This is a genomic window from Porticoccus sp. (genome assembly GCF_965660005.1).
Lineage (GTDB): Bacteria > Pseudomonadota > Gammaproteobacteria > Pseudomonadales > Porticoccaceae > Porticoccus.
Genome location: NZ_CBFHYF010000018.1, coordinates 1 through 10,269 on the forward strand (window position 1 = coordinate 1; position 10,269 = coordinate 10,269).

Genomic DNA, 10,269 nt, shown 5'->3' on the forward strand with positions numbered 1-10,269 from the left:
CGCCTGCACCGGCCTGTTTTTTCTGCCTGACATCTCCCGGAACCAATGGCTTCCCATCGCCGGGGCCATTGTTCTGGCAACCCTGCTAACACTGCTATTGGCTGCCCTGTTGATGCAAAAACTGATGTCCGCTGAGGGCGAGCGTCCATGACAGCGTGGCTGGCCACTACCCTGCTGTTGGTACTGACCTTTGCTGCTTTCGCCGCCGCTCTCTGGCTGTATCGGCTCAATCGGGGTAGGCCCACCCTACAGGCGCTGATGCACCCGCTGGTCACAGGCCCGTTAATGGTGAGTGGCATCCTGGTTGCCTCCCATATTGATTACGATCAATACCGGGAGGCCAATCAACTGTTCTTTTTTTTGCTGGGCACCACGACCGTTGCGTTGGCAATCCCGCTTCACCAGCAATTTCACTATATTAGACGACTGCTCAAACCATTGATAATGACCCTCAGTTTTGGTGCGAGCTTTGCGGTGCTAAGTGCGCTGATCATTGCCTGGCTACTCGGCGGCACAATGGAAACTCTGATTTCATTGGCACCTAAGTCAGTCACCACACCTATCGCCCTTGGCCTGTCGGAAAAAATTGGCGGGATACCCGCACTGACTGCCGGGGTGGTTGTCTTTACCGGTGTTGTGGGAGCGGTGATGGGCCCCATGCTATTTCGCTGGCTGGGTATCACGGATGACCGCATCATCGGCTTTGTCACAGGCATTTGTGCCCACGGAGTTGGGACAACCCGGGCCTTTGAAATCAGTGCCCGTTGCGGCGCATTCGCCAGTCTGGGGCTTGGCATGACCGGGGCATTGACGGCGTTCACCCTGCCGTGGCTGATCCTTTTTTTCCTCAACTAACCCCTACTGATATTGTGACGGAGCAAACCCAAGGGATGCTTGCCACACACACGCTGATTCCCTATGCTTGATGCATTCCAATAATCACAAGCAGCGTTGTTTATGCTAGAGAATTGCAAGTCGGCCCAGGAACGCTGGGGGGGTGTCAGCCAGCTGATAGATCAGTGGCTACAGGAGCGGCAGGAGATGCTGGTTTGCTTCTGTGGCTTGGGAGAAATCCCTCATTTCAGCAGTGAGGACCCTTCACAGGGCAAAAAAGTTAAAGGCTTTTTTGAAATTCTTGTGGACTATACTTCCGCTGGCCACTTTGAAATTTACGATCAATTGATTCGAGAAGGGGCCAGTTACCAGGACCAAGAAGCACTGGAAGCCGCCAACAACTTGCTGCAGACAATTGATGCGACAACAGAGCTGATCCTTGATTTCAATGACAAGTATCTGGAAACAGATGATCTCAGCTCCCTGGCAGAGGATCTTTCCACATTGGGAGAAGCCATTGAATCAAGGCTCGAGGCCGAGGACTACATGATAGAAGTGCTGCACTCCGCACATCACCAAGGTCAACCCATCAAAAGCAACTAGCTAGGCAGGTCGGCATCAGAACGTTTTCGCGTGCCATCTCCTTGCCTGAACAGTTTGACCACCAATAAAAAAGGCCCGCAAGGGCCTTTTTAAAATTAACGGACCTGACAGGTCGCGCATTACTCAAGACCCATTACCTTGACCAGCTCCACTTCAAAAATCAGTGTGGCGTTCGGTCCAATCAGTCCAGCTGTGCCATTCGGACCATAGGCCAGGTCAGATGGGATATAGAGCTCCCACTTGGAGCCTTCCTGCATTTTCTGTAACGCTTCAGTCCAGCCCGGAATTACCTGTCCGACGTTCAGCTCTATCGCACCACCGTGTTTTTCGGATGCATCGAACTCAGTACCGTCAACCAGCGTACCCCGATACTCTACGGAAACCTTATCATTGGCATCCGGCATTGCCCCTGTTCCGGCAGTAATCACTTTGTATTGCAGACCACTTTCTGTGGTAATCACACCATCTTTGCTGGCGTTGGCAGCAAGAAATGCTTTTCCTTCAGCGGCATTTTCCTCGCCTGCTTTGGTCATTTCCGTCTGCTGGCCAACATTTGCTGACTGCTGCTTGGCCTGCTGCTCTGCATGGAAAGTTTCGATAACCTTGGCCAGCTCTTCGTTATCAATACGCGGATCGCGGTTATCCAGTGCATCAGCCAGACCCGCAGCGAAGGTTTCACGATCCAGCTCAATACCACCCATCGCCAGTTGGCCACCCATGTCCACACCGATGACATAACTGTATTTCTGCAATTGCGTTTCCAGGACCGGTTCCTGATCTTGATCATTTGTCTGCACTGTCTGTGGTTTTTCACTGCAGGCCCCTAAGGCGAACATGGCCGTTGAAGCCAGCAATAAATATTTTATTTTCATAATCAGTACCCTGTATGGAAAATCAATTTAGATGTTATCTTAACGTAAATTCAGTTTTTGATCTTCGCCGGGGCAACCGGCCAAATCAACGGACTTCCGGAATTTACTGGTTTGCCACCTATACGGCTCAAGTAAAGATTCAGATTTTTCTGTTGCCGTTTGTCGTCCGGCCCTGCAGCAGCTGAACGGTTCACGAGCGTATCGTCCTTTTCCTGCCACCAGTCAAATAGCTTACTCTGGACAACCCACTCGGCCTTGAGTTCAAGTTGCTTCACCTCAAACAGCCTTTCCCGATCGGCACCAGACGCAGATTCGGATTGTAAAAAGCGCCGGATCTGGCGCAATGGTTTGACAACCTGTTCATTCCAGTCTCGAATTACCTTTTCCGCTTCATCCAGATCCTCGGCACTCAATACTTCCCCAATACTGCCGAGCCAGCAGCAGAGCAGAACCAGATTGACATTGGCGTCGGCATTATCCTGCAGCTCGAGGCACACGCTCGCGACTTCCGGGCGACTGTAGTGAACCAACGAATAGCCCCAAAAAGGGTTGTCCGACAACTGACCCATGGGTGTCTCAGGTCATACCCAACACTGCGTCTACGAGTTTATTGATACCCGTGGCTGCTTCACTGATTCGGCCAGCCAGCATATACGCGGGGGTGGTAACCAACTTGTTCTTTTCGTCGATACAGATATCACCGACACCACAGGTCCGATGCTCGGCACCGGTTGCTTCGATGGCTGCAACAATTTCAGGGTTATCACCAATAGTGCATTTTACCCCCGCATCGAACAATACGCCGGACATAACCGGCGCGATACACATCAACCCAACCGGCTTTCCGCTGTTGTGCATGGCACCAATAAAGTCACGGAGTTCCTTCTGGACATTCAACTGGGCACCCGGGACAGCAAAGTTGGACAGGTTTTTGGCGGCACCAAAACCACCGGGCAAAATGACCGCATCAAAATCATCGGCATTTGCTTCTGCCAATTCCCTGATCTCACCTCGAGCAAGCCTCGCCGCTTCCACCAGCACATTACGGGTTTCACCCTCCGCGACTTCACCCGTCACGTGGTTGATCACATGTAATTGCTCGATGTCCGGCGCAAAACACTGAACCTCGGCACCAGCCTGATCAAGCCTGAGCAGGGTAATCACACTTTCATAGATTTCTGAACCGTCATAAACACCACAGCCGGACAGGACTACTGCCACTCGCTTGCCCATCACTAACCTCCTTCCGATTTCCACTGCTCAGATGTATGGATTCATCTCAGCACCAGCACAATTATAGGCAGCCATCTTATGGATTCCCACCACATCACTCAGTGCCGGTCAGACAGCACGGTAAAGTAAATCCCACACACCGTGACCCAAACGTTCACCACGCTGTTCAAACTTGGTGGTGGGGCGATAGTCCGGCCGGGGTGCATAATTCCCCGCGCCAGCCAAATTTTCAAAACCGTCGACTGCCTCCATTATCTCCAGCATATGTTCTGCATAGGGCTGCCAGTCCGTTGCAAAATGCAGTACTCCCCCCATATTGAGCTTGTCGCGTAGTTGCTCGACAAATGCCGTCTGAATCAAACGCCGTTTATTGTGCTTCTTCTTGTGCCAGGGGTCCGGGAAGTAAACCTGAATGCGATCGATACTGTGATCGGCGATACAATCGGCCAGAACATCATTCGCATCGGCCAGATAAACCCGCAGGTTTGGCAAAGCCAATTTGCCGGCATTGTTAATCAGACGCCCCACCCCCGGTGGATGCACCTCAATACCAATAAAATCCTTATCCGGCTCTGCCTGCAACATAGTGAGCAATGAATCACCCATCCCGAAACCAATTTCCAGCACCCGGGGTGCCTGACGACCAAATGCGGAGACCGCATCCAGTCGACCCTGATACAAACTCAAGCCATAAAAGGGCCAGTATTTTTCAAATGCAGTACGCTGTCCCTCTGTCATCCGGCCTGCACGAACGACATAACTTCGGATGGATTTCTTTTTAAACTCTGGCCTGATTTCCAACCCTACCTTCCCCCGCCTCTCACCATTGTAACGAGCCGAACCAGCGCAAAGGACAACACCACCCAGCTTGCCATGAACAACAATCCGCCAACCGGGGTAACCATGCCGAATGCCGTCAACCCGGTGATAACCAGTGCATAGAGGCTGCCCGAGAACAACAGGGTTCCAATCACCATCAACCAACCCGCGACAGCCAGTAATCGCAAAGGCTGACCTATGGCAGCAACCACAAGAATCAACAGCGCGAGCGCATGAAACATCTGATACAACACGGCTGTTTGCCAGACAGCCAGCATCTCGGGGCTGACCGAACCGCGCAACCCGTGGGCCCCGAAAGCGCCCAACGCTACCGCAAGGAATCCAGAAATTGCCGCACAGACTGCCAATAGTTTCATGCTTGCTCCAGGAACGCGTTTTTCAATAAAAAAGCCGCGTGAGTCGCGGCTTTTCAGGTATCGACAACAATGACGACGTCAGGCCTCCATGATTGCCCGCACTTTTTTCATCGCATTTTGTTCCAACTGACGAACCCGTTCGGCGGAGATACCATACTTGTCAGCCAGATCGTGCAGTGTGGCTTTATCATCCATCAGCCACCGCCTGTTGATAATATCGCGACTGCGGTCATCGAGCTCTTCCAGCGCCGAAGCCATCCGCCCATAAACGTCTTCTTCACTATCAGATTGCTCCAGTTGCCAGGCGGGATCCGCACGCCGGTCTTCGAGATAGAGTGCCGGGGCCTGATAATTACTGTCCTCGTCGCTGTCTTCCGGCACATCAAAAGCCGTGTCACGAGCCGACAGGCGCTGCTCCATCTCCAGCACCTGCTTCACATCAACCCCCAGATCCTGGGCAATGGCCTCGGCTTCATTGTTGGTCAGCCAGGCCAGACGCTGCTTGGCACTGCGAAGGTTAAAAAACAATTTGCGTTGTGCCTTGGTGGTAGCCACTTTCACAATGCGCCAGTTGCGCAAGACATATTCGTGAATCTCGGCCTTGATCCAGTGCACAGCGAAAGAGACCAGACGCACACCTTTCTCGGGGTTGTAGCGTTTTACCGCTTTCATCAGACCGACGTTGCCTTCCTGAACCAGATCTCCCAGGGGCAAACCGTAACCATTGTAGGAGCGCGCAATGTGCACGACAAAACGCAAATGCGAGAGCACCAGTCGACGGGCAGCGTCGAGGTCTTCACGATAATAGAGGTCTTCAGCGAGTGAGCGCTCCTGCTCCACAGACAGCACGGCAATGGAATTAACTCCCTGCATATAAGCGGCGAGATTGGCACCCGGGGCCATCCACTCAAAAGTCTGTAACGCTTTCTTCATATCAACCTCTAAAAACCAAGGGGACAGTAGTTTAGCAACTTGCCGTTAGATTTCCATAGTATAAAAAAGTTGCACAGTCCAGTTTGATTGACCTGACGCAAGTCTTAACCCGGCTCGATACTCGAAAGATGTCTCGCCACCGCCAGCCAGGCCCCCACAAGGCCCAATAGAGCACCCGTTGCCATCAGATACAGCAGCCCGACCATACCGAGACCCTCCAGCTCAAAGACACTCTGGTAGAGCGTAGCCAGCCTCGACACCAAACCGGAAAGGGAAAATAACGCCAGAGCGACCAGTATCCAGGCCAGCACGCCGCCAATGAGTCCATACCATACACCGGTGTAGAGAAAGGGTCGACGCACATAGCTGTCAGTTCCACCCACCAGTTTGACCACGATAATTTCATCCCGACGATTTTCGATGGCCAGACGAATCGTATTACCCACAATCAACAACACGCCCAGTGACAGCGCCAGAGCCAGGGCAAATGCCAGCCGCTCTCCGACGGACAGTATTGCCTGCAGGCGTTCCATCCACTTCATATCCAGCCGCACATCATCCACAACAGGCATGGCCATGAGTCTTGCCACGAGTGCCTCGCTGGCCACCAGGTCTCCCTGAAACCGGTTGTTTGGCTGCACCAGCAACACCGCGGGCAAAGGGTTCTCCTCCAGCATCTCCAGCACATCGCCAAAACCGGATAACTCGCGGAACTCCTCCAGGGTCTGCTGCCGAGAGATATAACTGACTGAGCGAATATCTGCATCCTCCGACAGGCTCTGCCGCAACTGCTCAATCGTTTCGTCTGAAGCAGATTTGTTCAGAAACAGGGTCAGCTGAGCCGTTGTTTCCACACGGCTGCCAAGCTGCTCCAGATTGACAATACCGAGATAGAGCGCAGCCGGTAAACCCAGTGCGATTGCCACAACCAGAGACGTCATCAGGGTCTGAACCGGCTCCGTCAATAATTTCCTGCTGGTACTGGTAAGTAATTGTTGATGATGCTGCAAATAACTTTTCAGTCTGTCGGACCAGCGAACCTGTCCACCACTTGCGCCACGACGCTGCTCCCTTGCCGGCATTTTTTTGTCCACCCCGACATGGCGCTCTGGCGTAGAACTGCGATCCTGTTTATGCCACCGGTTAGCGGACATGCACAGGCCTCTCATCACTCGCCAACCTGCCCTGTTGCAGCTGCAGAACACGCAAATCCATCCGGGAAATCAGGTCGATATCATGAGTGGCAATCAGAACGGTGACTCCTACCTCGCCAAAGTCACGAAACAGATTCATGATTTCCGACGACAGTTCCGGATCGAGGTTTCCAGTGGGTTCATCCGCCAGCAGAATGCGGGGCTTGTGTACCACAGCCCGGGCAATACCCACACGCTGCTGCTCACCACCCGACAGTGTGATGGGATTTTGTTTTTCCTTGTCGAGCAGACCCACTTTATCCAGGGCTGCCCTGACCCGGCGACCTACCTCACGGGGCTGATAACCGGACACCAATAGCGGCAATGCCACGTTGTCAAACACCGTTCGATCAAACAACAGCTGATGATTCTGAAACACAACACCGACATTGCGCCGGTAGTAGGGTATCTGGCTGCGGTGTAGTCGGCCAAGATTTTTGCCATTGATCAGCAACTGCCCCTGGGTGGGGCGCTCCATCAGCATCACCAGTTTCAACACCGTACTTTTGCCGGCACCGGAATGCCCGGTAAGAAAAGCCATTTCGCCGGCATCGAGATTCAGTGTCAAGCCACTCAGAGCCTCCTGGCCCGTGGCATAACGTTTACTGACTTTATCAAAGCTGATCATGGGGTTTGGCCTGCCACTCACGTGTTCTGATCAAACAATGCCGCCACATACTCCTGAGACACAAAGGGTTGTAGATCATCTATACCCTCACCCAAACCCACAAACCGAATGGGCACACCAAAGCGTTTGCAGAGGGAAAAGATGATACCGCCCTTGGCGGTGCCATCCAGTTTGGTGAGGGCAACACCAGTGACCGTAACGGCCTCCTGAAATTGCTGCATCTGATTGAGGGCATTCTGGCCTGTCCCGGCATCCAGCACGAGCAGCACCTCATGGGGAGCACTGTCATCCAGCTTGGCCATCACCCGTTTGACCTTTTTCAGCTCTTCCATCAAATTGCTTTTGTTGTGCAGGCGTCCCGCGGTGTCGGCAATCAAGACATCAGTACCGCGGGATTTGGCAGCCTGGATGGCATCAAATATCACCGAAGCACTGTCTGCGCCGCTCTGCTGGGCAACCACCGACACCCTGTTGCGCTCACCCCAGACCTGCAGCTGTTCAACCGCTGCCGCACGGAAGGTATCACCGGCTGCCAACATGACAGATTTACCTTGACTCTGAAAGCGTTTGGCCAGTTTGCCAATGGTTGTGGTCTTGCCAACACCATTGACCCCGATCACCAGAATCACGAAAGGTTTATGTATCCCGGTAATCGAAAGCGGTTGCTCACAGGGCTTCAGCTTTTCTGCCATGGCATCCTGCAGTGCAGCAAACAGGGCACGGCTGTGAGCCAACTCCCTGCGCTGTACCCGCCCGGCGAGATCCTGAATAGTTTCCACCGTGGACTCAATACCCACATCGGCTTGCAACAGCAGTGTTTCAAGTTCTTCCAGCAATTCATCGTCTATTTCCCTGTCACCGAGAAACAGGTTGCCAAATGTACGACCGGTCTTCGACAGGGCACGACGAAATCGGTCGCGAAGAGTCTCTTTTTGTGCAGCCACGGCTGTGGATGGCCCGGACTCAACCACATCGGGTGCCTGCCCAGGTGCTTTGGGTGAACGAAGGCGCTGCAAAAAAGAGCACTTTTCACTCGCCGGCATATCGTTTTCCATCTTACTGGGGTCAGTCACAGCGATCCTGTTTTCTCGGTTACTATCGGGCGGTGTATGCTATCACTTTAAGGGGTACATAACGCTTGAAAAACCACCCGTCTATAGCAACAAATGCGGTGAGGGGCACTCGCAGTCAAGTCCGTATTATCGGCGGGCAGTGGCGCGGGCGCAAATTACACTTTAACGAAGTAGCAGGGTTGCGACCGACCGGGGACCGTATCCGGGAAACCCTATTCAACTGGCTGACCCCATCCATTGCTGGCGCCAATTGCCTGGACCTGTTTGCCGGATCAGGTGCACTGGGAATTGAAGCATTATCAAGAGGGGCAGCCAGGGCTACTCTGGTTGAGAAACACCGCCAGGCGGCTGACAACCTGCGACGCAATTGCCTACTATTAAAGGCCGATACTGCGGAAATTGTTCAGGCAGACACGCTTGACTGGCTGGCAAACACATCGCCAGTCTACCCCTTTGACATCGTATTTATTGACCCACCGTTTTCCGCCGACCTACTGCAGCCCTGCTGCGCGTTACTGCAGAAACCCGGACTGCTGGCAACCAACGGTCTGATCTACCTGGAGACCAACCGGCACCAACCTCTACCGGGGATCCCTCCCACATGGGAACTGCTGCGTGAGAAAACCGCCGGACAGGTCAGCTACCGATTGTATCGGGTCAGTTGAGCCGCCCAGACAAAACGTTTACCATGCCAGCCCATTTCCAAGGCTTGCAACCACTGTGAAAATCATTGTTTATCCAGGCACCTTTGATCCGATTACCAACGGGCATATCGATCTGGTGGAACGAGCCAGCAGCCTGTTTCATCATGTGATTGTCGCCATCGCTACCAGCTCAAAAAAGCACCCGATGTTCGACCTCGATGAGCGTATTGATCTGGCAAAACAGGCCCTGTCTCACATCAATAATGTGGAAGTCAGGGGATTTGATTACCTGCTGGTAAATTTCGTCAAAGATTGCAAAGCAGATGCCATTCTCAGGGGACTGCGGGCTGTATCGGATTTTGAGTACGAATTTCAGCTCGCCAACATGAACCGCGCGCTGTCACCGGATATTGAAAGTATTTTTCTGACCCCCTCGGAAAAGCTTTCCTATATTTCCTCTTCACTGGTAAAGGAAATATCCTCCCTGGGTGGGGACGTCAACGAATTTGTTCCCGCGCCGGTGAGAGATGCACTGGTACAAAAATTCTGCAACAGCTGATCACGTCTGACAGCTCGGGCAATAGACCGTTGAACGCTGCCCCAATCTGATTTCCCTCAATACCGTTTGACAGCGCAGACACGGCATTCCTCCTCGACCATAGACAAGCAATTGCTGCTTGAAGTACCCGGGCTTGCCATCGCCGCCGACAAAATCCCGCAGGGTTGTACCACCCTGCACTATCGCCTTTTCGAGCACTTCGCGAACCTGCTCTGCCAGACATTCAAGACGCCGCCGTGACAGCTTACCGGCTGCCAGGGTCGGTTTGATACCACTGAGAAAAAGTGACTCATTGGCGTAAATATTACCGGCACCCACAACGACCCGGTTATCCATCAGGAATGGCTTGATAGCAACCTTTTTCCCTCTGGACACCCGGTAAAGATAATCACCGTTAAAATCGGGTGAAAAGGGTTCAGGGCCCAACTGGCAGAGTCGTGCATGTCGCTCCGGAGGCCCCTCGACCCAAAGTATCGAGCCAAACCGGCGCGGGTCGGAATA

Annotated in this window: 14 protein-coding genes; 4 read left to right on the forward strand and 10 right to left on the reverse strand. The window is 53.1% G+C overall.

The annotated features are described in order from the left end of the window. The first annotated feature begins 147 nt into the window (after window positions 1-147). Together ACTF5G_RS05695 and rsd are read left to right on the forward strand one after the other, a co-directional pair. A complete protein-coding gene (locus ACTF5G_RS05695; RefSeq protein WP_438951856.1) occupies window positions 148-855 on the forward strand; it encodes an LrgB family protein in 708 nt (235 codons plus the stop codon). Window positions 856-957: 102 nt separating this feature from the next. Beyond that, window positions 958-1,437: a sigma D regulator gene (rsd, locus tag ACTF5G_RS05700; protein ID WP_438951857.1), complete on the forward strand. Its 480-nt coding sequence runs from the start codon at window positions 958-960 to the stop codon at window positions 1,435-1,437. 119 nt (window positions 1,438-1,556) lie between these two features. On the opposite strand, the gene ACTF5G_RS05705 is transcribed toward rsd, so the two are convergent. The 9 genes from ACTF5G_RS05705 to ftsY all read right to left on the reverse strand — a co-directional run bounded on the left by ACTF5G_RS05705 (window position 1,557) and on the right by ftsY (window position 8,535). Then, window positions 1,557-2,309: an FKBP-type peptidyl-prolyl cis-trans isomerase gene (locus ACTF5G_RS05705; RefSeq protein WP_438951858.1), complete on the reverse strand. Its 753-nt coding sequence runs from the start codon at window positions 2,307-2,309 to the stop codon at window positions 1,557-1,559. Between the two features lie 50 nt (window positions 2,310-2,359). Continuing rightward, the gene (locus ACTF5G_RS05710) at window positions 2,360-2,878 is read right to left on the reverse strand and encodes a TIGR02444 family protein (RefSeq protein WP_438951859.1); all 519 of its coding nucleotides are present in this window, start codon (window positions 2,876-2,878) and stop codon (window positions 2,360-2,362) included. A gap of 7 nt (window positions 2,879-2,885) precedes the next feature. Continuing rightward, window positions 2,886-3,542, reverse strand: coding sequence for an isoprenoid biosynthesis glyoxalase ElbB (gene elbB, locus ACTF5G_RS05715; RefSeq protein WP_438951860.1), 657 nt, complete (start codon window positions 3,540-3,542; stop codon window positions 2,886-2,888). 108 nt (window positions 3,543-3,650) lie between these two features. Beyond that, window positions 3,651-4,337 carry a tRNA (guanosine(46)-N7)-methyltransferase TrmB gene (trmB, locus tag ACTF5G_RS05720; protein WP_438951892.1) on the reverse strand — a complete coding sequence of 229 codons (687 nt, stop codon included), beginning with the start codon at window positions 4,335-4,337 and terminating at the stop codon, window positions 3,651-3,653. Window positions 4,338-4,345: 8 nt separating this feature from the next. Then, on the reverse strand, window positions 4,346-4,738 hold the full coding sequence (locus tag ACTF5G_RS05725; RefSeq protein ID WP_438951861.1) for a DUF423 domain-containing protein: 393 nt from the start codon (window positions 4,736-4,738) through the stop codon (window positions 4,346-4,348). 78 nt (window positions 4,739-4,816) lie between these two features. Then, a complete protein-coding gene (gene rpoH / locus ACTF5G_RS05730; protein WP_438951862.1) occupies window positions 4,817-5,671 on the reverse strand; it encodes an RNA polymerase sigma factor RpoH in 855 nt (284 codons plus the stop codon). A gap of 104 nt (window positions 5,672-5,775) precedes the next feature. Next, entirely contained in the window at window positions 5,776-6,825 is a 1,050-nt protein-coding gene (gene ftsX, locus ACTF5G_RS05735) for a permease-like cell division protein FtsX (protein WP_438951863.1), read from the reverse strand. After that, window positions 6,815-7,492: a cell division ATP-binding protein FtsE gene (gene ftsE / locus ACTF5G_RS05740; RefSeq protein WP_438951864.1), complete on the reverse strand. Its 678-nt coding sequence runs from the start codon at window positions 7,490-7,492 to the stop codon at window positions 6,815-6,817. The genes ftsX and ftsE overlap by 11 nt, the downstream gene beginning before the upstream one ends. A 17-nt stretch (window positions 7,493-7,509) precedes the next feature. Then, entirely contained in the window at window positions 7,510-8,535 is a 1,026-nt protein-coding gene (ftsY, locus tag ACTF5G_RS05745) for a signal recognition particle-docking protein FtsY (protein ID WP_438951893.1), read from the reverse strand. A 95-nt stretch (window positions 8,536-8,630) separates the two neighbouring features. Between ftsY and rsmD the strand changes: the two genes are divergently transcribed. Further along, a complete protein-coding gene (rsmD, locus tag ACTF5G_RS05750; RefSeq protein ID WP_438951865.1) occupies window positions 8,631-9,230 on the forward strand; it encodes a 16S rRNA (guanine(966)-N(2))-methyltransferase RsmD in 600 nt (199 codons plus the stop codon). Window positions 9,231-9,285: 55 nt separating this feature from the next. After that, a complete protein-coding gene (gene coaD / locus ACTF5G_RS05755; RefSeq protein ID WP_438951866.1) occupies window positions 9,286-9,768 on the forward strand; it encodes a pantetheine-phosphate adenylyltransferase in 483 nt (160 codons plus the stop codon). Here the strand turns inward: coaD and ACTF5G_RS05760 are convergent. After that, the coding region (locus ACTF5G_RS05760; protein WP_438951867.1) for a zinc finger domain-containing protein at window positions 9,769-10,269 on the reverse strand (501 nt) is incomplete at its 5' end. It abuts the gene before it with no gap.